This window comes from Brachybacterium sp. YJGR34 (assembly GCF_003347015.1).
In the GTDB taxonomy this organism is placed as follows: domain Bacteria; phylum Actinomycetota; class Actinomycetes; order Actinomycetales; family Dermabacteraceae; genus Brachybacterium.
The window spans coordinates 43,279-68,449 of sequence record NZ_PNFB01000022.1 but is presented as its reverse complement, the minus strand read 5'-3'; the positions used below and the strand labels follow the sequence as shown (position 1 = coordinate 68,449).

General features: G+C 71.4%; 24 protein-coding genes. 14 read left to right on the top strand and 10 right to left on the bottom strand.

Annotated features, from left to right (window positions below; all coding sequences use genetic code 11):
• Window positions 1–252: 252 nt before the first annotated feature.
• The gene (locus tag CXH06_RS15675; RefSeq protein ID WP_232820390.1) at window positions 253–2,121 is read left to right on the top strand and encodes a 1-deoxy-D-xylulose-5-phosphate synthase; all 1,869 of its coding nucleotides are present in this window, start codon (window positions 253–255) and stop codon (window positions 2,119–2,121) included.
• Window positions 2,122–2,124: 3 nt separating this feature from the next.
• Here CXH06_RS15675 and map read toward each other — a convergent pair whose 3' ends face one another.
• The 5 genes from map to CXH06_RS15650 form a co-directional block, all read right to left on the bottom strand.
• Window positions 2,125–2,946 carry a type I methionyl aminopeptidase gene (gene map, locus CXH06_RS15670; RefSeq protein WP_114856129.1) on the bottom strand — a complete coding sequence of 274 codons (822 nt, stop codon included), beginning with the start codon at window positions 2,944–2,946 and terminating at the stop codon, window positions 2,125–2,127.
• The gene (locus tag CXH06_RS15665) at window positions 2,943–3,995 is read right to left on the bottom strand and encodes a heme A synthase (RefSeq protein ID WP_157975779.1); all 1,053 of its coding nucleotides are present in this window, start codon (window positions 3,993–3,995) and stop codon (window positions 2,943–2,945) included. Before CXH06_RS15665 ends, map begins: the two co-directional genes overlap by 4 nt.
• A 99-nt stretch (window positions 3,996–4,094) precedes the next feature.
• Window positions 4,095–4,883: an ABC transporter permease gene (locus tag CXH06_RS15660; RefSeq protein WP_114856128.1), complete on the bottom strand. Its 789-nt coding sequence runs from the start codon at window positions 4,881–4,883 to the stop codon at window positions 4,095–4,097.
• Entirely contained in the window at window positions 4,880–5,812 is a 933-nt protein-coding gene (locus CXH06_RS15655; RefSeq protein WP_114856127.1) for an ABC transporter ATP-binding protein, read from the bottom strand. Before CXH06_RS15655 ends, CXH06_RS15660 begins: the two co-directional genes overlap by 4 nt.
• 98 nt (window positions 5,813–5,910) lie before the next feature.
• A complete protein-coding gene (locus CXH06_RS15650) occupies window positions 5,911–7,026 on the bottom strand; it encodes a glutathione S-transferase family protein (RefSeq protein WP_114856126.1) in 1,116 nt (371 codons plus the stop codon).
• Window positions 7,027–7,247: 221 nt separating this feature from the next.
• Between CXH06_RS15650 and CXH06_RS15645 the strand changes: the two genes are divergently transcribed.
• The 8 genes from CXH06_RS15645 (at window position 7,248) to CXH06_RS15610 (ending at window position 13,558) form a co-directional block, all read left to right on the top strand.
• The gene (locus CXH06_RS15645) at window positions 7,248–7,985 is read left to right on the top strand and encodes a metalloregulator ArsR/SmtB family transcription factor (RefSeq protein ID WP_114856125.1); all 738 of its coding nucleotides are present in this window, start codon (window positions 7,248–7,250) and stop codon (window positions 7,983–7,985) included.
• Window positions 7,982–9,412: a Fe-S cluster assembly protein SufB gene (gene sufB / locus CXH06_RS15640; RefSeq protein WP_114856124.1), complete on the top strand. Its 1,431-nt coding sequence runs from the start codon at window positions 7,982–7,984 to the stop codon at window positions 9,410–9,412. The genes CXH06_RS15645 and sufB overlap by 4 nt, the downstream gene beginning before the upstream one ends.
• Window positions 9,412–10,719 (top strand): Fe-S cluster assembly protein SufD, encoded by a 1,308-nt coding sequence (gene sufD, locus CXH06_RS15635; protein ID WP_114856123.1) that lies wholly within the window; start codon window positions 9,412–9,414, stop codon window positions 10,717–10,719. The genes sufB and sufD overlap by 1 nt, the downstream gene beginning before the upstream one ends.
• The gene (locus CXH06_RS15630; RefSeq protein ID WP_114856122.1) at window positions 10,719–11,057 is read left to right on the top strand and encodes a non-heme iron oxygenase ferredoxin subunit; all 339 of its coding nucleotides are present in this window, start codon (window positions 10,719–10,721) and stop codon (window positions 11,055–11,057) included. Before sufD ends, CXH06_RS15630 begins: the two co-directional genes overlap by 1 nt.
• 74 nt (window positions 11,058–11,131) lie before the next feature.
• On the top strand, window positions 11,132–11,893 hold the full coding sequence (gene sufC / locus CXH06_RS15625; protein ID WP_114856121.1) for a Fe-S cluster assembly ATPase SufC: 762 nt from the start codon (window positions 11,132–11,134) through the stop codon (window positions 11,891–11,893).
• 97 nt (window positions 11,894–11,990) lie between these two features.
• Complete coding sequence (locus CXH06_RS15620; RefSeq protein WP_114856120.1) at window positions 11,991–12,323, top strand: metal-sulfur cluster assembly factor; 333 nt, start codon at window positions 11,991–11,993, stop codon at window positions 12,321–12,323.
• Between the two features lie 224 nt (window positions 12,324–12,547).
• Entirely contained in the window at window positions 12,548–12,994 is a 447-nt protein-coding gene (locus CXH06_RS15615; RefSeq protein ID WP_114856119.1) for a hypothetical protein, read from the top strand.
• Window positions 12,995–13,003: 9 nt separating this feature from the next.
• Window positions 13,004–13,558: a hypothetical protein gene (locus CXH06_RS15610; RefSeq protein WP_114856118.1), complete on the top strand. Its 555-nt coding sequence runs from the start codon at window positions 13,004–13,006 to the stop codon at window positions 13,556–13,558.
• 105 nt (window positions 13,559–13,663) lie between these two features.
• On the opposite strand, the gene ald is transcribed toward CXH06_RS15610, so the two are convergent.
• The gene (gene ald / locus CXH06_RS15605; RefSeq protein ID WP_114856117.1) at window positions 13,664–14,779 is read right to left on the bottom strand and encodes an alanine dehydrogenase; all 1,116 of its coding nucleotides are present in this window, start codon (window positions 14,777–14,779) and stop codon (window positions 13,664–13,666) included.
• Between the two features lie 318 nt (window positions 14,780–15,097).
• Here ald and CXH06_RS15600 point away from each other — a divergent pair, with 318 nt between their 5' ends.
• Entirely contained in the window at window positions 15,098–16,702 is a 1,605-nt protein-coding gene (locus CXH06_RS15600; protein WP_114856116.1) for an ABC-F family ATP-binding cassette domain-containing protein, read from the top strand.
• A 33-nt stretch (window positions 16,703–16,735) separates the two neighbouring features.
• On the opposite strand, the gene CXH06_RS15595 is transcribed toward CXH06_RS15600, so the two are convergent.
• The 4 genes from CXH06_RS15595 to CXH06_RS15580 all read right to left on the bottom strand — a co-directional run bounded on the left by CXH06_RS15595 (window position 16,736) and on the right by CXH06_RS15580 (window position 21,871).
• Window positions 16,736–18,592: a glycoside hydrolase family 36 protein gene (locus tag CXH06_RS15595; protein ID WP_114856115.1), complete on the bottom strand. Its 1,857-nt coding sequence runs from the start codon at window positions 18,590–18,592 to the stop codon at window positions 16,736–16,738.
• Between the two features lie 83 nt (window positions 18,593–18,675).
• On the bottom strand, window positions 18,676–19,575 hold the full coding sequence (locus CXH06_RS15590; protein WP_114856114.1) for a carbohydrate ABC transporter permease: 900 nt from the start codon (window positions 19,573–19,575) through the stop codon (window positions 18,676–18,678).
• Window positions 19,572–20,534, bottom strand: coding sequence for a carbohydrate ABC transporter permease (locus CXH06_RS15585; RefSeq protein WP_114856113.1), 963 nt, complete (start codon window positions 20,532–20,534; stop codon window positions 19,572–19,574). The genes CXH06_RS15590 and CXH06_RS15585 overlap by 4 nt, the downstream gene beginning before the upstream one ends.
• Before the next feature lie 2 nt (window positions 20,535–20,536).
• A complete protein-coding gene (locus CXH06_RS15580; RefSeq protein ID WP_114856112.1) occupies window positions 20,537–21,871 on the bottom strand; it encodes an ABC transporter substrate-binding protein in 1,335 nt (444 codons plus the stop codon).
• A gap of 251 nt (window positions 21,872–22,122) precedes the next feature.
• Here CXH06_RS15580 and CXH06_RS15575 point away from each other — a divergent pair, with 251 nt between their 5' ends.
• The 4 genes from CXH06_RS15575 (at window position 22,123) to CXH06_RS15560 (ending at window position 25,080) form a co-directional block, all read left to right on the top strand.
• Window positions 22,123–23,172 carry a LacI family DNA-binding transcriptional regulator gene (locus tag CXH06_RS15575; protein WP_114856111.1) on the top strand — a complete coding sequence of 350 codons (1,050 nt, stop codon included), beginning with the start codon at window positions 22,123–22,125 and terminating at the stop codon, window positions 23,170–23,172.
• A 169-nt stretch (window positions 23,173–23,341) separates the two neighbouring features.
• Complete coding sequence (locus tag CXH06_RS15570) at window positions 23,342–23,902, top strand: helix-turn-helix domain-containing protein (RefSeq protein ID WP_232820389.1); 561 nt, start codon at window positions 23,342–23,344, stop codon at window positions 23,900–23,902.
• 75 nt (window positions 23,903–23,977) lie between these two features.
• The gene (efp, locus tag CXH06_RS15565) at window positions 23,978–24,538 is read left to right on the top strand and encodes an elongation factor P (protein ID WP_114856109.1); all 561 of its coding nucleotides are present in this window, start codon (window positions 23,978–23,980) and stop codon (window positions 24,536–24,538) included.
• Window positions 24,535–25,080 (top strand): transcription antitermination protein NusB, encoded by a 546-nt coding sequence (locus CXH06_RS15560; RefSeq protein WP_114856108.1) that lies wholly within the window; start codon window positions 24,535–24,537, stop codon window positions 25,078–25,080. The genes efp and CXH06_RS15560 overlap by 4 nt, the downstream gene beginning before the upstream one ends.
• Window positions 25,081–25,171 lie beyond the last annotated feature (91 nt).

Here is a 25,171-nt window from a genome sequence, read left to right as displayed (position 1 = left end):
TGACGTTCTGACAGCACGACAGCGACGCGCCCCGGAGCCCCAGGCTCCGGGGCGCGTCGCGCTGTGCGGGGTCCGGCGTGAGGCGTTTCCTGCACCCACGATCGGACCGTCTGCACCCTGTTGCGCACTGCGGCGAGGAACCGTGAATCCCCGGTGAAGATCTGCACAGATGTGACCATGTGTGCCGTCCGCACAGGTCACGAGGACGTACGCTGAACGGGTCCCGCCCCCGAGGCTGTTGGAGGATCCCGCGTGTCGACCGCTCAGGAGCACTCCCTGAAGACCGCCGATGGTCCTGCGACGGCGGAGCCCGCCGCGGCGCCCCTCCCGGCCGATCCGGCGCAGCTGCGCGCTCTGCCCGCTAGCGCCCTGCCGGACCTCGCCCGCACCCTGCGCCGCCGTCTGGTGGAGATCACCTCCCGCACCGGCGGTCACCTCGGGCCGAACCTCGGCGTGGTCGAGCTGACCCTGGCCCTGCACCGCGAGTTCCGCTCGCCGCAGGAGGCCCTCGTCTTCGACACGGGCCATCAGGCCTACGTCCACAAGATGCTCACGGGGCGCGCGGACCTCGCCGGGCTGCGCAGCGCCGGGGGAGTGGCCGGCTACCCCGCCCGGGACGAGTCCGACCACGACGTGGTCGAGAACTCCCACGCCTCGGGATCCATCGCCTGGGCCCACGGGATCGACCGCGCCCATCGCCTCGCCGGTGAGCCCGGCGCCTCCGTCGCCGTCATCGGCGACGGGGCCCTGACCGGCGGGGTGGGGCTCGAGGCGCTCAACGTGCTCGGCGCCGACGTCGGCTCGCGGACCGTCGTCGTCCTCAACGACAACACCCGCTCCTACGCCCCGACGGTCGGCGGTCTCGCCCTCCACCTGCAGGCGCTGCGCGAGGGCGCGGTGAGGCCCGGTGGTGACGTCTTCACCGCCCTGGGGCTGACCTATCTCGGTCCCGTCGACGGGCATGATCCCGAGGCGCTCGCGGCCGTTCTCCGCCGGGCCCGGGAGGCCGCCGAGGACGTCACCCGCGCCGGTGTGCTCGTGCACGTGGTGACCCGCAAGGGCGCCGGCTTCGAGCGCGCCGAGGCGGATGCGATCGACCAGTGGCACTCCACCGGTCCGTTCGAGATCTCCCCGCCCGTCGTCGCGGAGGTCGACCCGGCAGTCGACGCCCCGGCGCCGCGCGACACCTGGACCGCCCACCTGGGCGCCGCGGTGCTCTCGGCGGCCCGCGCCGACGAGCGGGTGCTCGCGCTGAGCGCCGCGATGGTCGATCCCGTGGGCCTCACGCCGATGCAGCGCGAGCTGCCGGAGCGCGTGGTGGACGTGGGCATCGCCGAGCAGCTGGCCCTGGACACCGCCGCCGGGCTCTCCCGAGGCGGCGCGAAGCCCGTGGTCGCCCTCTACGCCACCTTCCTGGGCCGCGCCGTCGACCAGCTGCTGCTGGACGTCGCCCTGCACGGCGAGGACGTGACGATCACCCTCGACCGCGCCGGGGTGACCGGGGAGGACGGGCCCAGCCATCACGGCCTCTGGGACCTGGGACTCGCCTGCCAGGTGCCGGGTCTCGCCCTCTGGGCGCCGCGCGACGGCGACCATCTCGACACCGCGGTGCCCGCCGCCCTCGCCCTCGACGGGCCGGCCGTGGTGCGCTTCCCCAAGGGCGCGTGTCCCACCCCGGTGCCGACCCGCGCCCGGATCCCCGCCGGGGAGGTCCTCGCCGGGGACGCCGAGCGGCCGATCGATGCGCTCGTGCTGAGCATCGGCCCCCTCGCGGGGAGCGCGGTGGAGGCGGCGGCGCGGCTCGAGGGCGAGCGGGAGGGCGCCAACATCGTGGTGCTGGACCCGGTGCAGGCGCTGCCGCTGGCCGCACCCCTGCTCGACCTCGCGGCCTCGGCCGGAGCGGTGCTCACCGTCGAGGACGGCATCGCCGAGCGGGGCGTGGGCGCGGCGCTCGCGGTGCGCCTGGCGCAGCGTGCCAGCCGTTCCGCGCCGGCGCCGGCGGTCCGCACCCTCGGCGTGGCGCAGGAGTTCGTCCCGCACGGCACGCGCGCGGACATCCTCGCCGCGCACGGCCTCGACGCGGAGGGCATCGCCCGCGGTCTCCGCGCCGTCCTCGCCTGAGCCTCAGCCCAGGGAGCTGCGGGGGGAGGGGTCGTCGGAGCGGGCGGTGAGCACGATCGGCGCGCCCTCGGTGACCTGCAGGGTGTGCTCGGCGTGCGCGCCGCGGGAGCCGTCGGCGGAGAGCTGGGTCCATCCGTCGTGCTCGTCGACCACCAGCTCGCTCGTGGTGGGCACCAGGAACGGCTCGACCGTGATCAGCTGCCCGGCCACCAGCTCGGCGCCGCCGCCCGGGGTGCCGTGATTGGGGACGAAGGGCGCCTCGTGCATGGTGCGGCCCACGCCGTGCCCGCCGAAGCGGTCGTTGATCGAGTAGCCCAGGGAGTGCGCCTCGGTCATCACCGCATGCCCGATGTCACCGACGGTCGCGCCGGCGCGCACCTGGTCGATGCCCGCCCACATGACCTGCTCCGTGTCGCGGATGAGCTGCAGGTCCTCGGACCGCGGGGTGCCGACGGCCACGGTGAGGCAGGAGTCCGCCACCCAGCCCTCCACCGCGACGGCGAAGTCCAGGGAGAGCAGGTCGCCATCGGCGAGGACGCGGTCGTAGGGGCGTCCGTGGAGCACCCCGGAGTTGACCGAGGTGCAGATGACGTGCCCGAAGGGGGAGGCGCCGAAGGCGGGGTGGTAGTCGATGTAGCAGCTGGTGGCCCCGGCCTCGCGGATCAGCCGATGCGCCTCGGCGTCGACGTCCAGCAGGTTCCATCCCACGTCCACGACCTCGCGCAGGTGGGAGAGGACCGATGCGACGAACTCCCCGGCGGGGCGCGCCTGCTCGAGGGTGGGCAGGTCGAGGGTCGACTCGCGGCGTCGGCGTCCGAGGATCATCGGGTCTCCGTGGGGTCGGCGGGGGTCCGGGCGGAGCTCTCCGGTGCGGCGGCGCCGGGAGCGGGGGTGTGCTGCCAGGTGAACAGCCGTGCGCCGAGCCAGGCGATCCCGGCGGCGAACAGGGCCGCGCCCAGCAGGTGGAGGAACACGAGCAGCTCGGGCAGGCCCGTGAAGTACTGGATGTAGCCCACCACGCCCTGGGCGAGGGTGAGGCCGACGAGCAACCAGGCGGCGCCCACCGCCTCACGACGGGAGCGGGCGCGGTGCAGGATGACCAGCAGCGCCGCGAGCAGCGCGCAGAAGACGTACACGGCGATCGCGTGGATCCGGGAGGCGAGCACCGGGTCCAGCGAGATGCGCGTGATGTCGCCGGCATCCCCGGAATGCGGGCCGGTGCCGGTGACGATCGTCCCCAGCACGAGCACCACGAAGCCCACCGCGGCGAGCGGGAAGTACACCCGCAGCGCCGCCGCGGGGACGGCGCGACGGGTGCGGCCGTCGCCGTCGTACAGGCGCACCACGAGCACCGCCGCCAGCGCCACGAGCAGCGGCGAGATCAGGAAGTGGGGGCTCACCAGTCCCGGGTGCAGATCGGCGATGACCACGAGGGCGCCGATCCCGGCCTGCAGGCCGGTGCCCACCAGGGGCAGGCAGGACAGCACGCGGAAGCTCGTGCCCTTGTGGGCGAGCCAGCGCCAGGACACCAGCAGCACGGCGATCGCGAAGAAGCTCACCACGCCGGTGAGGGTGCGATTGCCGAACTCGACGAAGGGGTGGATCCCGGCGGCCATCGTGAACTCGGGGGTGAACTGGCCGGGTTCGCAGTTGGGCCAGGTGGAGCAGCCCAGCCCGCTGCCGGTCAGCCGCACCGCTCCGCCCGAGAGGATGATCCCGATCTGGGCGATCAGATTGCCCCAGAGGGCGATCGCCGTCAGTCGGCCCCGCACCCTCGGCGGGAGGGAGGTCAGGCGCCGATCGGGGAGCGTGGTGAAGCGCCCCGAGAGCTCGGGCGCGCGCGGGGACGCGGCAGGTGCGGACGTGGTGGGCATGGGCCCGAGTCTAGGATCCGGCGCGGGGAGAACCCTGATCCCGGGGCGCGGATGCGACTGATCCCGCACCGCGGAGGTCACGGCGTGTGCGGTCGCCCCTCAGCTGTCCGTCCAGCGGAACCAGCGCAGCACCGCGAGGCAGCCCGCCACCGCCCACAGCAGCAGCACCGCCACGGAGCCGATCGCGAACGGGCCGCCCGCCACGCAGGCGCGCAGGAGGTCGCCGAGCGCTCCCGAGGGGAGCAGGTCCACCAGGCCGCGCAGGAGCCGCGGATAGGCGGCGGCCGGGATGGCGACACCACCGGCGGCGACCAGCACCACGAACACCAGGTTCGACACGGCGAGCACGGCCTCGGTGCGCAGCAGCCCGGCCACCAGCAGCCCCAGCGCGCCGAAGGCGACCGTGCCCAGCAGCCAGATCGGCACCAGGGTCAGCAGCTCGAGCAGCCCGGGGCGCCAGCCCAGGACCGCGGCGAGCAGCCCGAGCACGATCACCTGCACGACCTGGACCAGCAGGGTGGCGAGGATCTTGCCGAGCAGGTAGCCGTCGCGCCCCAGCGGTGTGGTGGCGACCCAGCGCAGCACGCCGTTGCGGCGGTCGAAGCCGGTCTGGATCGCCTGGGAGGTGAAGGAGGTGGAGATCAGTGCGGTGGCGAGGGCGGCGGCGAGCGCGGTGTCGACCGGGTCGGTGCCGTCGAGGCGGCCGATCGGGAGCATGCGCAGCCCGATCAGCACCATGGCAGGCAGCAGGATCGCCACGATCAGCTGCTCACCGTTGGTCAGCAGGATCCGGGCCTCGAGTCCGGCGTGGGCGAGGATGCGGCGCCCGCGCGGGGCCGGTCGGGGCTCCGGCCGCGCGGCGGCCGTGCCGGGAGCGGGGGCGGTCATCGGTCCTCCTGGTCCTCGGCGACGGCGGCGTCCGGGGTGCTCGGTCGCGCGCCGTCGGGGGCGTCGGCCGGTGCGGCCATGAGGTCGAGCAGCACCGCCTCGAGGTCGGCGGCGCCGGCCCCGGTGACCTCGAGATCCGCGCCGTGGCGGGCTGCCGCGGCGCGCAGATCGGCTTCGAGGGCGGGAGCGACGGCGGGATCCACGCCATGGGCGGCCAGGCGCATCGAGAGCGAACCGGCCCGGGCGTGGTGGGCGGTGATCACCTCCTGCACCGAGCCGGAGGCGACCGTGCGGCCGCCTGCGATCACGCAGACCGCATCGGCCAGCCCCACCACGTCATCCATCATGTGGGTGGTCAGCACCACGGCGGTGCCGGTCTCGGCGAGGGCGCGGATGAGGCGCCGCACCCGCTGACGGATCGCGGGATCCATCCCGGCCGTCGGCTCGTCGAGGAACAGCAGCTCCGGGCGGCCCACGATGGCCAGCGCGAGGGCAAGGCGCTGACGCTGCCCGCCCGAGAGCCGGCGCACCAGGGTGGTGGCGAAGGCGTCGATCCCGAGGTGCTCGGCGACCTCGTCCACGTCCAGCGGCGCCTCGTACAGGCTCGCGCCGTAGCGCAGCAGTCGTCCGGCGGTGGTGCCGGAGGCGAGCCCGCCGTCCTGGATCATCACGCCCACCCGGGACCGGTGCTCGGGTCCGGCGCGCCAGGGGTCGACCCCCAGCACCTCGAGGGTGCCCGCGGCGGGTCGCAGCAGCCCCGTGGCGCAGGAGACGGCGGTGGTCTTGCCGGCGCCGTTGGGCCCCAGCAGAGCGGTCACCTCACCACGGCGTGCCGTCAGGGAGAGGCCGTCGAGCGCGCGGACGGGACCGTAGGAATGTGTGAGCTCCCGGGCGAGCAGCGCCGGGGCGGCGGAGGAAGGGGATGTCATGGCCGCCCCATCGTAGGCGCGGTCGATGGGACGGTGCCGGGAGCGCCGCGCAGGCGGCGCGGCCTCCGACCCGCGGGCCGAGCCCGTCGGCGCGGTGTTCAGCGACCCCGGACGTGCAGCGGGGTGTGCCGCGGATCGACGACCTCCGCCGCGAGCGGCGGCTCGGGGGCGGTGCCACCCGGGCCCCAGGTGTCAGTGGCGAAGCGGTCGCGGTCGTGCTGCTGGGTCAGCCCGTCGAGGTCCGGGCCCAGCGGCACGATCCCGGTGGGGTTGATGTCCTCGTGCACGACGTAGTAGTGCCGCTTGATCTGCACGAAGTCCACGGTGTCGCCGAAGCCCGGGGTCTGGAACAGGTCCCGGGTGTAGTTCCACAGGTTCGGCATGGACGCCAGGGGCTGACGGTTCGCCTTGAAGTGCCCGGCATAGACGGGGTCGAAGCGGATCAGGGTGGGGAACAGGCGCACGTCCGCCTCGGTGATCGAGGGTCCCAGGAGGTACCGGCTGCGGCCCAGTCGCTCCTCGAGCTCGTCGAGGGCGTCCCACAGCGCGCGGTACTCCTTCTCGTAGACCTCCTGCGAGCCGGCGAAGCCCACCTTGTACACCCCGTTGTTGACGCGATGGAGCAGCCACCGGTTCAGGGCGTCGATCTCCTCGCGCCGCGATGCGGGATAGAGGTCCGGGGCACCCGCTCGGTGGTGGGTGGTCCACTCGGTGGAGAGGTCCAGGGTGATGCGCTGGAAGTCGTTGGTCACCACGGCCCGGGAGGGGATGTCGACGATCGCGGGGACGGTGATGCCGCGCGGATAGTCCGGGAAGCGGGCGAAGTAGGCCTGCTGCAGGCGCTCGTAGCCGAGCACCGGGTCCACGCCGCCCTCGTCGAGGTCGAAGGTCCAGGAGCGACTGTCGTGGGTGGGGCCCGGCATGCCCACCGAGAGGACGTCCTCGAGGCCCAGGAGACGCCGCACGATGAGGGTGCGGTTGGCCCAGGGGCAGGCGCGGGCCGCGATGAGGCGGTAGCGACCGGCCTCGACCGGCCAGCCGTCGCGGCCGTCGGCGGTGATGCGGTCGTCGATGTAGGTCATGTCCCGGTCGAAGGCCTTGCCCGGGGCCACGTAGGAGCCTCTCGTCGAGTGATCGGGATGCTCGGGCGACGGCGAGCGCTCGTCGCGCGCGGCGTCGGGGGTCGACGGGGCGGTGGTGTCCTCAGCGGTCATGGCGGCTCCTCCTGGACGGTGCTGCGGTGGACGGTGGTGCCTCGCCCCGCCAGTGTAGTTGAAAAGCGGACTATCGGGAACCCCGTGAGGCTCCGGGTGGTGGTCAGGGAGGGTTTCCGCAGGTAAGGGGACCCTTCGTGCCGCGCGGCACACCCCGTCACCCCTATTTGGAAAGGTTCGTGTTGTAAAATCGACAGTGGTCGACGGAGGGAGGAAGCAGGATGACCGCACAGGAGACCGATCCCGTCGTCGCGCAGACCACGCGCGACCGCCTCGTGGAGGCGATCTCGACCCACGGTCCGATCACCGCGCGCCAGCTCGCTGAGCGTTTCGGGCTCACCAGCGCGGCCGTGCGCCGCCATCTCGCCTCCCTCGAGAACGAGGGCGTCATCGCCGAGCACGAGGTCCCCGTCGCCCATCGCGGGCGCGGTCGGCCCAGCAAGGCGTTCGTCCTCTCTCCCTCGGCGCACGAGGATCTGCCCGGCGGGTACGACGAGCTGGCCGTCATGGCGGTCCAGGAGCTGGCCCGCACCGGCGGGGACGAGGCCGTCGCCCGGCTCGCCGAGCGGCGCGTCGCCGACTGGGAGAGCCGGTTGGCCGAGCGCGTCGCGGAGGTCGAGTCGGCGGGTGGGACCGTCAGCCTCACCGGTCGGCTCGAGCTGCTCTCCGAGCTGCTGACCGAGCGGGGCTATGCGACCACGGTCCGGCCTCTCCACGTCACCCTCCCCGCCACCGGCACGTCCCCGAGGGACACCCCGCGTACGCTCGTGACGGCCCAGCTGTGCCACGGGCACTGCCCCGTCCTCGACGTCGCCGCAGATCACCCCGAGCTGTGCGAGGCCGAGTCGCGAGTCATCGCCAGAATCATCGGCGCTCCCGTCCAACGCCTGGCCACCCTGGCGCAGGGGGCGCACGCCTGCACGACACACATTCCGCTCACCGAGGGAAGGACACCATGACGAGCGCACCAGAGAAGCAGCTCTCACAGGACGAGATCATCGAGTCCGTGGGTCAGTACGCCTACGGCTGGCACGACGAGGACACCGCCGGTGCCAGCGCGCGCCGCGGTCTGAGCGAAGACGTCGTGCGCGACATCTCGGCCCGCAAGAACGAGCCCGAATGGATGCTCGAGCGCCGCCTGAAGGCCCTCAAGCTCTTCGGCAAGAAGCCCATGCCCACCTGGGGCCCGGATCTCTCCGGCATCGCCTTCGACGACATCAAGTACTTCGTCCGCTCCACCGAGCAGCAGGCCACCTCCTGGGAGGACCTGCCTGAGGACATCCGCGAGACCTACGACCGCCTGGGCATCCCCGAGGCGGAGAAGCAGCGGCTCGTCGCCGGCGTCGCCGCCCAGTACGAGTCCGAGGTCGTCTACCACCAGATCCGCGAGGACCTCGAGGAGCAGGGAGTCATCTTCCTGGACACCGACACCGCGCTGAAGGAGCACCCGGAGATCTTCCGGGAGTACTTCGGCACGGTCATCCCCTCCGGCGACAACAAGTTCTCCGCCCTGAACACGGCCGTCTGGTCGGGCGGCTCCTTCGTCTACGTCCCCAAGGGCGTGCACGTCGAGATCCCGCTGCAGGCCTACTTCCGGATCAACACCGAGAACATGGGCCAGTTCGAGCGGACGCTGATCATCGCCGACGAGGGCTCCTCGGTGCACTACGTCGAGGGCTGCACCGCCCCGATCTACAAGTCCGACTCGCTGCACAGCGCGGTCGTCGAGATCGTCGTGAAGAAGGACGCCCGCGTCCGCTACACGACCATCCAGAACTGGTCGAACAACGTCTACAACCTCGTCACCAAGCGCACCACGGTCGAGCAGGGCGGCGTCATGGAGTGGGTCGACGGCAACATCGGCTCGAAGGTCACCATGAAGTACCCGGCGGTCTGGCTGATGGGCGAGCACGCCCGCGGCGAGACCCTGTCCATCGCCTTCGCCGGCGAGGGCCAGCAGCAGGACACCGGCTCGAAGATGGTCCACATGGCTCCGCACACCACGAGCTCGATCGTCTCCAAGTCGGTCTCCCGTGGCGGTGGTCGCACCTCCTACCGCGGCCTGGTCCAGGTGATGCCCGGTGCGGAGCACGCCGCCTCCACGGTGCTGTGCGACGCGCTGCTGGTGGACCAGATCTCGCGCACGGACACCTACCCCTACGTCGACGTGCGCGTCGACGACGTCCAGATGGGCCACGAGGCCACCGTCTCGAAGGTCTCCGAGGAGCAGCTCTTCTACCTGATGAGCCGCGGCATGGAGGAGACCGAGGCGATGGCGATGATCGTGCGCGGGTTCATCGAGCCCATCGCGCGCGAGCTCCCCATGGAGTACGCCCTCGAGCTGAACCGCCTGATCGAGCTGCAGATGGAAGGAGCAGTCGGTTGATGACCACCGCTGATCTGAAGGGTGCCGAGAACATCGGGGACCCGAGCACCAACGGGACCGTGGGCCACGCCGCCGGCGCGGCGCCCGCCGCCGCCCGGACCGCTCTGGACGGGGCGGCCTCCGCCGCCGCGCCCGAGCTCGAGGACGAGGCGCTGACGCTGCCGGGGGAGCGCGCCGCGCTCAACCGCGGCGCGCGTCGCCGCAGCTTCGACCTGGCGGCGCATCCCCGCCCCACCAGCGGCATCGAGGAGTGGCGCTTCACCCCGCTGCGTCGCTTCGCCGCGCTCTTCGAGGACGCCCCGACCGACGATCGGGAGGGCGACCCCGCGCTGGACCACCAGGTCGAGGTGCCCGAGGGCGCCCGCGACCTCTCGGTCCTCGCCCCGGGCGAGGCGCCCCGCGGCACCGCCCTGGTGCCCGAGGACCTCCCCGCCGCGATCGCCTCGGCCCGCACCGAGCAGGCGACGCACCTGGTCGTTCCGAGGAACCGGGCCCTGGCCGAGCCGTTCCGCGTGGAGATCACCGGGCGCGGCGCCGAGCGGCGCGGCAACGCCCACCTCGTGCTGGAGACCGAGGAGTCCTCCTCCGCGACCTTCGTGCTCAACCACACCGGCTCCGCGCAGTACGCGCAGAACGTCGAGATGATCGTCGGCGACAACTCGCAGATGACCGTCATCGCCCTGCAGGACTGGGACGACGACGCCGTGCACATCGCCACCCATCACGCCCGTGTGGGCCGCGACGCGAAGCTCAAGCACATCGTGGTCTCCCTCGGCGGCTCCGCCGTGCGCGTCAACGCGATCGGCGAGTTCTCCGCTCCCGGCGGCGAGGTCGAGAACCTCGGCCTGTACTTCTCCGACGAGGACCAGTTCCTCGAGCACCGCCTGTTCGTGGATCATGCCGCACCGCACTGCACCTCCGACGTCGCCTACAAGGGCGCGCTGCAGGGCAAGCGGGCCCGCTCGGTGTGGGTCGGCGACGTGCTGATCCGCAAGGAGGCCGAGGGCACCAACACCTACGAGCTCAACCGCAACCTGGTGCTCACCGAGGGCGCGCGCGCCGATTCGGTGCCGAACCTCGAGATCGAGACCGGGGAGATCGAGGGCGCCGGCCATGCCGCCGCCACCGGTCGCTTCGACGACGAGCAGCTGTTCTACCTCCGGGCCCGCGGGATCCCCGAGCTGGAGGCCCGCCGCCTCGTGGTGCGCGGATTCTTCGCCGAGCTGATCCAGCGGATCGACGTCCCGGAGATCCGCGAGCACCTCACCGCCTCGATCGAGTCCGAGCTCGCGCGGAGCATGAACTGATGACCGACGCCTTCGTCCCCGTCGCCGCCCTGGCGGACCTCGCCCCCGGAGCGGCGCTCGACGTCGTCGCCGGCGGCATCGAGATCGCCCTGGTGCGCGACGAGGACGGCGGCGTCCACGCCCTCGAGGACGTCTGCTCGCACGACGAGATCGCCCTCTCCGACGGCGACGTCGAGGGCTGCACCATCGAGTGCTGGAAGCACGGCAGCCAGTTCGACCTGGTCACCGGTCGCCCGCTCCAGCTCCCGGCCGTCCTGCCCGTGCGGGTGTTCCCCGTCCGGGTCGACGAGGAGAGCGGCTCGATCCTGGTGGATCCGACCGCGACCACCTCCCCCTGAACTCATCGGGTGGGGCGCCTGCGCTCCACCCATCCCACGAATCCACCAGCACCCCTGGTCAAGGAGAACCACTTATGTCGATCCTGGAGATCAAGAACCTCCACGCCACCGTCGAGACCCCCGAGGGCACCAAGGAGATCCTCAAGGGCGTCGACCTGACGATCCGGTCGGGCGAGACGCACGCGATCATGGGCCCCAACGGCTCGGGCAAGTCCACCCTCGCCTACGCCGTCGCCGGCCACCCCAAGTACGAGATCACCGACGGCGAGCTGCTGCTCGACGGCGAGGACGTGCTCGAGATGAGCGTCGACGAGCGCGCCCGCGCCGGCCTCTTCCTCGCGATGCAGTACCCCGTCGAGGTCCCCGGTGTGACCGTCTCGAACTTCCTGCGCACCGCCAAGACCGCGATCGACGGCGAGGCCCCTGCGCTGCGCACCTGGGTCAAGGACGTCAAGGGCGCCATGGACGGACTCCGCATGGATCCCGTCTTCGCCGAGCGCAACGTCAACGAGGGCTTCTCCGGCGGTGAGAAGAAGCGCCACGAGATCCTGCAGATGGAGCTGCTCAAGCCCGGCATCGCCATCCTCGACGAGACCGACTCCGGCCTCGACGTGGACGCGCTGCGCGTGGTCTCCGACGGCATCAACCGGGTCAAGGAGAACACCGAGGTGGGCATCATGCTCATCACGCACTACACCCGCATCCTGCAGTACGTGAAGCCCGACTTCGTGCACGTCTTCGTCGGCGGCCGGATTGCCGAGGAGGGCGGCCCCGAGCTCGCCGAGCGCCTCGAGAACGAGGGCTACGACCGCTTCCTCGTCGGCGCCGGGAGCTGACCCGGATCGCCGGCCCGGCCCGGGGAGCATTCCCGGGGCCGGGCCGGCACCCCATCCATCCGCGGGCCGCGCGCCCGCACCGCATCGGGAGGATGCCATGACCGACCAGAAGACCTCCGACGCGACCGTGAGCTCCGAGGACGTCATCGAGGCGATGAAGGACGTCATCGACCCCGAGCTGGGGATCAATGTCGTCGACCTCGGGCTCGTCTACGGCGTCACGGTCGAGGACGGCCACGCCGTCGTCGACATGACCCTGACCTCCGCCGCCTGCCCGCTCACCGAGATGCTCGAGGAGCAGACCTTCGCGGCGCTCGATCCGATCACGGAGACCCACCGCATCAACTGGGTGTGGATGCCGCCGTGGGGCATGGAGAAGATCACCGAGGACGGCCGCGAGCAGCTGCGCGCGATCGGCTTCAACCTCTGAGCTGACGCGAGAGACCCCCTGATCTGCGCGAGCGCAGGTCAGGGGGTCATTTTCGTGTCGTCCGGACGGACGGATCCCGTCATCCTGGCGATGCTCTCGGCCCGAGCTCGCTGCTGCCGAGGTTCTCCGGTCTCTCGATCCACCCGAGCCCGCGGCGAGTGAACGACGGCCGAACAGTTCCGCGTCCTGTCGCTCGGATCCCTCCTGTTCTCTACCGTGGACCCATGGACAGCGAGTTCGGGCCGGCCGGCAGCGTCCTGATCGTGGTCGCGACGCTCGCGCTCGCGGCGATGATGCTGCTGTTCGGGCTGCTGGCGCGACAGGGCAGGCCGGAGCGGAACTTCGCGACGGCGGATGCGCAGGATCTGCGCAGCCTCCTCTGGACCTCGGAGGCGACGTGGCGGGCCGCGCACCGCGCGCACGCCCCCTGGTTGTTCGCCGCCTCGGCGGGCCTCGTCACCGGCGGCGCGGTCATGACCGTCGCGATGGTCGTCAAGGGTCCGGGGGAGGCCGTACCGGCCGTCGTCGCCACGCTGTGCGTCGCCCTGTTCTGGGTGATCGCGTGCTGCAGCGTGGCGGTGATCGCCGGGCGCATCGCGGCGAAGCGGGTCCTCGCGCAGCAGGCGGCTGCCGATCGAGAGGCGCGATCCCCGCGTGACCCGGATCGATAGGCTGTCTCGATGTCGTGGGTAGGGGTCGTCCTCGGAATCATCGTCGCCGTCGTGCTGGTCCTCGTCGCCGGGGCCGCGCTGGCGTACGGATCGATGCGCCGCAGGTACCGACGTCAGCTCGATCGGCAGGCGCAGCAGGCCGCCGAGTTCCCGGCCTGGGCGGACGAGCACGGCTATGCCTTTTCCGCGGACTTCCCGGAGTCCGACGTCGACCGGCTCCGTGGTCTGGGGCACCTGATGCCGTTCAGCGATTTCGTGTTCTCGCGCGTCGAGCACGTCTTCCGCCGCACCGAGCACGGCAGGGTCCGCTATCTGCTGCAGCTGACGGTCCTCGGCGAACCGGGGCCTGCGGTCCGCCCGCGCGGCGCGCTGACCGTCGCCGTGGCCGAGCTCCCGTCGTCGTCGGCGACGGCCGCCGCGACGCATGCGCCGGCGGCCTCGCGCGGGCAGGCGAGCGTGCACGCGCACGGCCGCTGGGTGACGAGCTACCTCGGCGGACCGCTCACCATCTCCTCGATGGAGACCGTCGAGGAGGAACTCGACCGCTACCTGCAGACGCGGTGAGAACGTCCGCCGCGGGCGACACCGGACCCGTGCACCGACCCCGTCGCGCCCACCGGGACGCCGCCCCGGTGCGCTCATCGCCCCGGGGCGGGGGAGGGGCGTCGCTCAGCCCAGGATCTCCTCGGCCGCGGTGACCTCGAGGCCGTGCGCCTCCCCGGTGCCGGCATGGGTCAGCTGCCCGTCGTGGGTGTGCAGGCCCGCCGCCAGCGCCGGATCCGCCCGCAGCGCCTCCCGCCACCCCGCTCCCGCAAGGCGGAGGATGTAGGGGAGGGTCGCGTTGTTCAGGGCCGCGGTCGCGGTCACCGGCACCGATCCCGGCATGTTCGCCACGCAGTAGTAGACCGTGTCGTGGACGCGGAAGGTGGGGGCGTCGTGCGTGGTGGGACGGGAGTGCTCGAAGCAGCCGCCCTGGTCGATCGCGACGTCCACCAGCACGGCGCCGGGCTTCATGGACGCGACCATCTCGTCGGTGACGAGCTTGGGCGCCCTCTTGCCCGGGATCAGCACCGAGCCCACCACCACATCGGCCTCGCGGACCATCGCGGCGAGATCCAGCGAGGTCGAGTAGCGGGTGAGGATCCCGCCGTGGTGGACGGTCGCGATCTGTCCCAGGCGCTGGACGTCGAGGTCCATCACGGTGACATTCGCGTGCAGGCCGTGCGCCATCAGCGCGGCCTGCTCGCCCACCACGCCGCCGCCGATGACGACCACGTTCGCCTCGGAGGTGCCGGGCACGCCGCCCATCAGCACCCCCGAACCGCCCAGCGGAGACATCAGGTGGTAGGCGCCGACCTGCGCCGCCAGCCGACCGGCGATCATGCTCATCGGAGCCAGCAGCGGCAGCGAGCGGTCCGGCAGCTGCACGGTCTCGTAGGCGATCGCGGTGGCGCCCGAGCGCAGCAGGGCGTCAGCGAGCGCCCGGTCGGCCGCGAGGTGCAGGTAGGTGAAGAGCACCTGTCCGCGGCGCAGGCGCCCGTACTCCTCGGCGACGGGCTCCTTGACCTTGACGATCAGCTCCGCCTGCGCCCAGACCTCGTCGGCGCTCTCGAGGACGTGCGCGCCCGCGGCGCGATAGTCCTCGTCGCTCACCCGCGAGCCCCGGCCCGCTCCCGACTCGACCACCACCTCGTGGCCGCGCACCACCAGCTCGTGGACCCCGGCGGCGCCGAGGCCCACGCGATTCTCATTGTTCTTGACCTCACGGGGGACACCGATTCTCATCTCGCGCCTCTCTGCGGTGATCTCCGGCCCCGCACGGGGCCGCTCCCACCCAGCATGGCACCGCAGGGCGCGGCGTGCGGTGGAATGCGAGCACCTCCGGCACCGGGGTCGCCGCTCCGGGAAGCACACCTCGCTGCCGGAGCGGCCGGAGGGTCCGCCGACGGGCGGCGAGTGTGGTTCGCGGCACCGTCGGCGGCGTAATCACGGGCGGTGGGGGCGGTGCGGCCCTAGACTCGATCCGGCCCTGCGCGGGACCGGCCCCGGGCCGCCGCGTCGCAGCGTCCGCCCCGTCCCGTCCCGAACAGGAGCACCCCTGCAGTGATCACCGTGCACGACCTCGCCATCCGCGTCGGCGCCCGGCTGCTCATGAGCGACGTCTCCTTCCAGATCACCGACGGGGACCGGGTGGGCCTGGTGGGCCGCAACGGCGCCGGCAAGACCACCCTGACCAAGGTGCTCTCGGGGACCCTGGATCCCTCCGAGGGGTCCGTCGAGGTCACCGGCGAGCTCGGCTACCTGCCCCAGGACACCCAGAGCGGCGACCCCTCGGAGCTCGTGCTCGCCCGCATCCTCTCCGCCCGCGGCCTCGACGGCATCTTCCGTCGCCTGCGCAAGGCGGAGCAGGAGATGGGGGACATGAGCCTCTCCGAGGCACGGCGCGAGAAGGCGATGAACCGCTACCCGCGGCTCGAGGCCGAGCTCGACGCCGCCGGCGGCTACGCCGCCGAGGCCGAGGCCAAGCGGATGTCCGCCAACCTGGGCCTGCCCAACCATCTGCTCGAGCAGGAGCTGGGGACGCTCTCCGGCGGTCAGCGCCGCCGCGTGGAGCTCTCCCGGATCCTCTTCTCCCAGGCCTCCACCATGATCCTGGACGAGCCCACCAACCACCTCGACCACGACTCGATCGTGTGGCTGCGCGAGTACCTCATGAGCTTCCGCGGCGGGCTGATCGTCATCAGCCACGACGTGGAGCTCGTCGAGCAGGTGGTCAACAAGGTGTTCTACCTCGACGCCAACCGCTCGATCATCGACATCTACAACATGGGCTGGAAGCTGTACCAGCGCCAGCGCGAGGACGACGAGAAGCGCCGCAAGCGCGAGCGCACCAATGCCGAGAAGAAGGCCACCGCGCTGACCGCCCAGGCGGAGAAGATGCGGGCCAAGGCCACCAAGGCCGTCGCCGCCCAGAACATGCTCAAGCGGGCCGAGCGGATGCTCGACGGCGTCGAGGGGGAGCGGCAGGTCGATCGCGTCGCCTCGCTGCGCTTCCCCAAGCCCGCGCCGTGCGGCAAGACGCCGCTGATGGCGAAGGACCTCTCGAAGTCCTACGGCAGCCTCGAGATCTTCGCCGGCGTGGACCTCGCGATCGACCGCGGCTCCCGTGTGGTGATCATCGGCCTCAACGGCGCCGGCAAGACGACGCTGCTGCGGATCCTGGCCGGCGTGGACGCGCCGGACACCGGTGAGATCCTGCCCGGCCACGGCCTGCGCGTGGGCTACTACGCCCAGGAGCACGAGACCCTGGACCTCGAGCGCACGGTGCTGGAGAACATGATGACCGCGGCGTACGAGCTGCCGGAGGTCGAGGCCCGCAAGATCCTTGGCTCCTTCCTGTTCACCGGCGACGACGTGCACAAGCCCGCGGGCGTGCTCTCCGGCGGGGAGAAGACGCGCCTGGCGCTCGCGGCGCTGGTCGTCTCCAGCGCGAACGTCCTGCTCCTGGACGAGCCGACGAACAACCTCGATCCGGCCAGCCGCGAGGAGATCCTCGGGGCGCTGGCGGCCTTCGAGGGCTCCGTGGTGCTGGTCTCCCACGACCCGGGCGCCGTCGCCGCCCTGAACCCCGAGCGGGTGCTCATGATGCCCGACGCCGTCGAGGACCTCTGGAACGCCGAGTACCAGGAGCTCATCGAGCTCGCGTGACCCGCTCGGGGACGCCCCGCAGGGAGCGTTCCCTCACCTCGGCCCCGGGGCCCCGTCGAGTGCTCGCTGCGGTGCCCCGGCGGGGACCTCGAGGGTGATCGACACCCGACCCCACGGCGGCACCGCCAGGTCCACGAGGCCGGGCGCATGCGCGGTCAGCTCGCTGTGGAGCGTCCCGTCGGCTGTGCGGACTGAACCGCCGAGGATCGCGCAGGGGGTGCGCACGAGCAGGGACGCCTCCGCCGTGGCATTGAGGATCGTCACCTCGGCCACGAACACGGAGCCCAGCTCGATCGGCTGCGGTGCGTAGCGTGCGATCACCGCGCGCCCCAGATCCGGGCGGACCGCTGCCACCGTGTCGTACCCTCGCTGGGCCCCGGTGACCACGAGGTCGCCGTGCAGGACGAGCTCGGCGTGGTCGCGCCACAGCTGCAGCAGGTTGCGCACGGTCTTCAGCTGTCGCGCAGGGAGCTCCGTCAGCCGCATCGAGATCTGCGGCACGGAGAACCATCCGGCATACAGCTGCTGTGCGGCGGCCTCCGCCCCTCCCGTGGGCCCCCACATCATGGGGTCGGCATGGACGATCTGGCCGGCGGCGAACAATCGCGCGTCGATCGTGGAGGTGCGGTTGGCGATGCTGTCGGCGGGGCAGTCGCCGGCGCGGAGGATCTGCCCGAACCGCGCGACGGCCGGGCTCACGTAGGGCTGACGGAACTCGAAGACGACCTCGGCCCTCCCCGCGAGGACCAGGGCCTCGCGCAGCCGTCCCAGCAGCTGGGCCATCGCCTCGCCGACGTCGGCGATGTCACCGGCCGGCGGTGCGTCGCGGTAGACCATGGCCTGTTCGAGGAAGTCGATCTTCAACAGATCCGCCCCGTACTCCGTCACCAGTCGCAGGCACGTCTCGACCACGAAGGTGCGGACCTCGGGGTGGCGCGGGTCCAGCACGGAGCAGCTGAGGTTCTCGCGCCGCTGCGGGGCGAACGGTGCCATCGAGGAGTAGGCATCGCTCTGTGCGCCCAGCAGGAGCGGTGCCACCCAGAGAGCGACGCCGAGTCCCTGCCGATGGATCCGTGAGACGGTGCCCGGCAGGTCGGGGAACTTGGTCCGGTCCGGGACCCAGTCCCCGCAGCCCTGGTATCCGCGCCCGTGGGCGAGGCGCTGCCAGCCGTCGTCGATGAAGACCGATCCGCAGCCGAGCTCGGCCGCGCGGCCCGCCTCCTCGAGCACGAGGGCGTCGCTGATGCTCTGCGTGAAGGTGTACCAGGTCGAGTACACGGGACGGTGTGCGACCGGCGGGACGGGGAGGGCGGCGCCGGCGACGCGCTGCGACATCCACTCCGCCAGGCGGCCCAGCGTCCTCGGCAGTGAGTCCCCCGTGGTGTCGAGGACCAGCTGCAGGGGGCCGGACAGCGGGCGTGCCGGACGGACGGCGAGGGTGAAGATCTTGCGCTCCTCCGAGACGCCCGCCGTGATGATCAGCTCGGCCACGGCCTCACCGGCCGCCCAGGCGAAGAGCACGGTGCCGCTGTCGTCGTACAGGGCTCCGGCAGGCGCGGAGTCGACCAGGCCGGACGAATGGGTCCCGGCCCAGTCCGGAGGGAGCAGGTGGCCATCACGGCCTCCGGGCCTCCAATAGGCCACGGCGGCGCCGAGCTCGACCTCCACCTGGAGCGAGGGGAGTCCGTCTATGGCGTGGGCAGAGATCTCGAGGGCCGCGTCCCCGGTGCGGTCGACCTCGAGGGCGGTGGCACCGCCGGCCCTCAGGGCGATGACGCCGGGGAGGGTGGCGTCGCTCGGCGGTGTGCTGCTCGGGGTCGGGACAGCGGATGGAGGGTGCGAGGTCTCGGGGGCGGCGGTGGTCGTCGGTGAGGAGGGGGTGGAGTGCATCGGTGCCTCTCGGTGAGGGGGTGGAGTGGTCAGATGCCCGGGATCGTGGCCGAGGGGACGGAGCCCGGGCGGCGGGTCCCGGTCTAGGTCTTCGATCCCGAGAGTGCGATCCCCTCGACGATCTGACGCTGGGCGATGACGAACAGCAGCAGGAAGGGCACCGCAGCCAAGGTGGTGGCGGCCATCAAGCCGCCCCAGTCGGAGGAGTAGGCGCCCTTGAACTGGTTCACCCAGAGCGGCAGCGTGAAGAGCTCGGCGCTGTTGAGGAAGATGAGCGGGTGGAAGAAGTTGTTCCACTGGCCGAGGAACGTGAAGATGCCCAGCGCGACCATCGGGGTGCGCAGCAGCGGCAGGATGATCGTGATGAACACCTTCACCCGGCCAGCGCCGTCGATCGCGGCAGCTTCCTCCAGCTCCCTCGGGATGCCGCGCACGTACTGGCGCAGGAGGAACACGCCGAAGGCGTTGAACAGTGCCGGCGGGACGAGGAGCGCCAGGTGGGTGTCGATCCACTGCAGCTTCCCGAGGATGATGTAGAGCGGGATGATCGTCAGCTGACCGGGAACCATCATCGTGGCCAGGAACACCGCGAACAGCAGATTGTTGCCCGGGAAGCGCATGCGGCCGAAGGCGTAGGCGGCCATGGCACAGGTCAGAAGCGAGACTGCAGTGACGACGGTGGCGATGTAGAGGCTGTTGAGGAATGCGGGCAGGAAGCCGCCGGTGGCGAACGCCGTCTCGTAGTTCTGGATCGTCGGCGCCATCGGCAGCAGCTTCGGAGGGCGGAGGAAGATCTCCTCGAGCGGCTTGAACGAGGACAGGATCATCCAGAGGAACGGCAGGGCCATGACGACGGCCCCGAGGATCAGCAGCGCGTGGAGCAGGACGCGGGTCCACCGCAGCGGGCGGCGTGCTGTCCTGGTGGTCGCCGAGGGCGGAGCGAGTGTCGGGGGCTCGGAGCGGAGGTCGGGGGGAGTGGTCATTCTGTGTAGTGGACCCATCTCTTCTGGGCCAGCAGCTGCAGACCGGTCAGCGCCAGCAGGATCAGGAACAGCACGACGGCGAGGGCGGAGCCCCGTCCGAAGTTGAACTCGCGGAAGGCGATCTGGACGATCTCGTAGACGATCGTGCGTGCCGACGAGGGCGCCGTCGTGTCCAGGAAGAAGTAGATGTAGTCGAAGACCTGGAACGAGCCGATGATGCCCGTGATCGACAGGAAGAGGATCGTCGGGGAGAGCAGCGGGAGGGTGATCCTCCACAGCTTCTGCCGTTCGGAGGCGCCGTCGATCGAGGCGGCCTCCAGCAGCGCCCGGGGCAGGTTCTCGAGCCCCGCCATGAAGATGACCATCTGGTACCCGAGGCCCTGCCAGATGCTGACCACGGCGATCGCCGGGATGACGGTGCGCGGGTCCTGCAGCCAGTCCGGGGCGATGATGCCCAGCTGCAGCAGCGCGTTGTTGATCGGCGAGAGCTCGGGATTCAGCAGCCACAGCCAGATCGCGGCGACCGCCACGCTCGAGGTGACCACGGGCGCGAAGAAGAACACCCGGTACAGGTTCCGTCCGCGGGCCGCCTTCTGGAGCATGAACGCCACGAGGAAGGCGGAGACCATCATGCCCGGGACCTGGATGACGGTGAACCACAGCGTGTTGCGCATCGACGTGAGCATCTGCGGGTCGGTGAAGACCCACCGGAAGTTGGCGAGCCCGGCGAAGGAGCGCGTGCCGAAGCCGTCCCAGTTGCTGACAGCGAGGACCAGGGCGAACAGGAGCGGGCCGAGCATGAACACCGTCAGCCCCAGGAGCTGCGGAGAGAGGAAGGCCAGGGCGAGGGCGTTCTCCGCGCGTCGCCGCGCACGACGTGCCGGGGAGGAGCGCCGGCCGCGGGAGCCGTCGCCCGAGGGGGCGGCCGCGGGGGTCGCGGCCCGGAGGTCGGTGCTCATGGTCAGCTGCCCTCGTTGATGAAGGCGGCGATCTTCGTGGCGAAGGTCTGGGCATCGTCGCCGGCCCGGATGGATCGGTCCATCTCGGTGCCGAGGTTCGTGGACACCTCGGCCTTCCGGGCGAGCACGAGCGGGATGGCGTATCCCGTGGCGGCGACCTCGGTGAACCACGCCCCGTGCTCGGGCAGCCCGCCTTCCGTGACGACTTCGTCGAGGCCCGCGATCGAGGGGACGGCGTTCCCTCCTCCGGCCAGACGTGCGCGCTGGCCATCGACGTTGACGTAGTGGGACATGAACGTCAGGGCGGCGTCCTTGTCCTGCGCGTCGGTGTTCACGGACATCGCGGCGACGCCCACCGCCACCGGAGCGAACTCGTCGCCGGTCGCGGACGGCATCGGCGCGATGTCGAAGTCCTCGACATTGGGGAGCTTCTCGAGGTTGGGCAGGATCCAGCGTCCGTACTGGATGGTGGCCAGCTGCCCCCCGTAGAAGAGGGCATCGACGCCCTGCCCCTTGGGCAGGCTCCCCCCGTAGGAGATCGTGCCGGCCTCGAAGTGATCGAACAGCCAGCTGATGACATCCATCGCGACCGGGTCCGTGTCGAAGACGGCTTCGGTGTCCGTGAACGCGGTCCCGCCGAAGGTGGTGATGAGGCTGACGAAGTCGAACCAGTTCGCCTCCATCACCATGCCGCGCTTGCCGGTCGCCGCGACCTTGGTGAGCAGGTCGTCGAGCGCTTCGCGATCCCAGGACCCCGCCTCGAAGGACTCGGCCGGGGTCGTCGTCACGCCGGCCTCCTCCAGCAGCGCCTTGTGGAACCAGAACACCTTGGGGTTGGAGTCGACCGGGAGGCCGTAGAGGCCTCCGTCCTCTCCCTGGCACCACTGGGTCAGGCCCGGATAGACCGCGTCGGGGTCCACCGCGGACTCCGGGCCGTGGAGGAAGGCGGAGAGGTCCTCCAGCTTGCCGGACTCGATGAGCGTGGCCATCGAGCCGTCGCCGACGTAGAACGCATCCGGTCCCGAGCCGCTGGCGAGCTGCGTGAGGAGCTTGGCCTGGTAGTCGCCGACGACCTGCTGCCAGGTCACGGACACCCCGGTGGATTCCTCGTAGTCCTGAGAGAACTGCTTGAACCGTTCGGCTTCGCCGGGGTTCGCCCACGAGCTCCAGGTCACCCCACCGCCTCCTCCCGCTCCGTCGGCGGGCATGCCGCTGCTGCCGCTCCCGCAGGATGTGAGCACGGTGCTCGCGCCGGCGGCGGCGACGGCACCGGTGCCGGTGAGCAGGGCGCGGCGGCCGAGCGGGCGCTGGTGGGCAGTGCTGAGGTATCCGGCCATGTCATTCCTCCTTGAATGATCCGCCCGGGACTGCTCGTCCGGTGGCCCGTCACGGGGACGTGACGGGTGTGATCGGACAGGGCGGCGACTGTGGGTCGTCGGGACTCTACACGAATAGATTCTGGATGCAAGAGGAGTCCTGAAGTCTCCTGACCTCCGGGTCTATTCGAGTAGCGACCGCATAGTGCGAAGAGGCTCTCATTCGTCCGGATCGGCCCGCTCGGCACCGCCCCCGCAGTAGTGTCACCGTCATGGCCGATCCGACCGCTCCACGTCCGACCACCCGACGAGCGGTCACCCGCGCGGACGTGGCGCGGGAGGCGGGCGTCTCCACGGCGGTGGTCAGCTACGTCATCAACGACGGACCGCGTCCGGTGGCGGCGACGACGGCGGCACGGGTGCGGGAGGCGGTGGAGCGCCTGGGGTACCGCCCCAATCTCAGCGCGCGCGCCCTGCGCCTGGGGACCACGGATCTGATCGGGCTCATCGTGCCCGACAGCAGCAATCCGTTCTTCGCCGAGTACGCGCTGGAGATCGAACAGGCGGCCGCCCGTCGTGGCTGCTCCCTGGTGGTCGCGAACAGCAAAGGCAGCCCGTCCCTCGAGCGGCGTAACGTGGAGAGCCTGGCGAACCGTCAGGTCAGCGGACTGATCGTGGCCAGCGCGACGGCAGGTGATCGAGTGGACCTCCGCGCCCGGCGCGACGTCCCCGTCGCCCTCATCAACGCCGACGGCCCGGTGTCCGGCCTCTCGACCCTGGGTCCGGACTTCCGGCAGGGTGCCAGAGACGCGGTCGAGCACCTCATCGTCGAACACGGGGCTGCGACCGTCGGCCTGGCCACCGGGCCGCGGCGGAACCACACCGCCTACGGGCGCGAGGACGGCTGGCGGGAGGCGTTGGCCCGGCACGGGCTGCCCGCAGGGCCGATCCTCGAGGATGAGTTCAGTCGCGCCGGAGGCTACCGCATGGGTCGACAGCTGCTGCGCGGTGATGCCCCGGACCTCCCGGACGCTCTCTTCGCCCTGTCGGACCTCCAGGCCGTCGGGCTCCTGCGGGCTCTCCATGAGACCGGCATCGACGTCCCTCGCGATGTGGCCCTGGTCAGCTTCGACGGCACCATCGAGTCCGAGTACTGCTGGCCGGGCCTGACCGTCGCGCGCCAGCCCATCCGGGCCATGGCGGAGGCCGCCGTCGCCGCGGTCATGGACGCCCCCTCGGAGCATCAGGTCTTCCGCACCGAGCTGGTGATCCGACGCTCCTGCGGCTGTGAGAGCAGCGAGCCGGTCGTCGTGACCCCGTAAGCCGGGCGGTCGATCACGGCATCCGGTGTCGGCACGGTGTCAGCTGCAATCGCGTGTACGCTGTCGTACAGCGCATTTTTACTGAGTTCCGGGTGAGAGGTGGTCGAGGCCGATGTACGTCCTGTCGTTCTCCGGAAGGGCTCTGGGCTCTCGTGACCGCAGTGATCCCGTGCCCGCGCTCCTCGACGCCCTGGCACCGGTGCCGCAGGTGCTGGCGGCCGAGCGCACCGCCGGCGCCGAGGCGCTCGCCCTGGTCTCGCGCGCGGAGGATGCGCTGGCCGCGGTGCTCCGTGCCCGCGAGGCGGGGCAGTGGGCCATCGGACTCGGGATCGGGGCGGTCGAGCGCCCCCTGCCCGACACCGTCCGTGCGATCTCCGGCCCCGCGGTCCTCGCGGCGGAGCGGGCCGTGCGCGCGGCGCGCACCACCTCCTCCGTCGCCGTCTCCGTGCGCGCAGCCGACGGGCGCCAGGACGCCACCGCCGCGGATGCGGAGGCTGTGCTGCGGCTCATCGGCTGGATGATCCGCACCCGCAATCGCGGCCAGTGGGAAGCGGTCCGGGCGCTGCGCGAGGATCCCGGCGCCACGCAGGCGCAGCTCGCCGAGCGCCTGGGCGTCACCCAGCAGACCGTCTCCCGGGCGGTGAAGACCAGCGGCTGGCGCGAGGAGAGCGCCGCCCACCCCCTCGCCGAGCGTCTGCTGAGCATGATCGACCTCACGTCGGCCCGCTGACTCGTCCCGCGCCCCGCGGTTCCGGCGCCCCTGCGCGCTATCCTTGGTCCGCCCCGACGACTACCGAGGAGACTCATGGCGACGACGAACGATCTGAAGAACGGGATGGTCCTCGTTCTGGACAAGCAGCTCTGGAGCGTGGTCGAGTTCCAGCACGTCAAGCCCGGCAAGGGACCGGCCTTCGTGCGCACCAAGCTCAAGAACGTGATGTCCGGCAAGGGCGTGGACAAGACCTTCAACGCGGGCGTCAAGGTCGAGACCGCGACCGTCGACCGCCGCGACATGCAGTTCTCCTACCTGGACACGGACATGTACGTGTTCATGGACACCTCCGACTGGGAGCAGACCTCCGTCACCGAGGAGATCGTCGGCGGCGCCAAGGACTTCATGCTCGAGGGCCAGGACGTCGTCGTCGCCTTCCACGAGGGCCAGGCGCTGTTCGTCGAGCTGCCCGCCTCCGTGGTGCTGACCATCAGCTTCACCGAGCCCGGCCTGCAGGGCGACCGCTCCAGCGGCGGCACCAAGCCCGCGACCCTCGAGACCGGACGCGAGATCCAGGTCCCGCTGTTCCTCAACGAGGGCGACAAGGTCAAGGTCGACACCCGCAGCGGCGACTACCTCGAGCGCGTCAAGTGACCCGAGGCTCCGCCGAGGACGGCACCGGGGAGCAGGCCGCTCCCCGGGCCACGGGCCTGCCGCATCCCACCCGCGAGGGCGCGGAGGTCGAGTTCGAGCGCACCGTCCCGGCGCGCGCCGATCGGCTGCACGGACGCTCCCGGGACCGCATCCGGGCGATCGACGTGCTGTTCGAGGCCGACGCCAAGCAGGTCGAGGTGCTCGACGTGCTCGCGGAGCGCCTGAAGGTCTCCGCCGCGCAAACGCCCCTGCCGCCGCGCGCCCGTCAGCTGGTCGAGCTGTACGCCCCGCACGCCGTGGACATCGACGAGGACCTCGCCACCCACTCGCGGGACTGGCCGCTGCACCGCATGCCCGCCGCGGACCGGGCGATCCTCCGCCTGGGCAGCGCCGAGGTGCTGTACGGCGAGGACGAGTCCTCCCGCGGTGCGGTCATCGGCGAGTACACGAAGATCGCCGAGGTCCTCTCGACCGACGACTCCCCGCGCTTCGTCAACGGCCTGCTCCAGCGGCTCGTGGACGTCCGCGGACTGCTCTCCTGAGCGCACGGCACCACCCTCCGGTCCACCGGGAGGACGAGCCGACGCGCTCCGTCGCGCTCGGGTAGGATCGCGAGAGCTCGCACGAGCACCC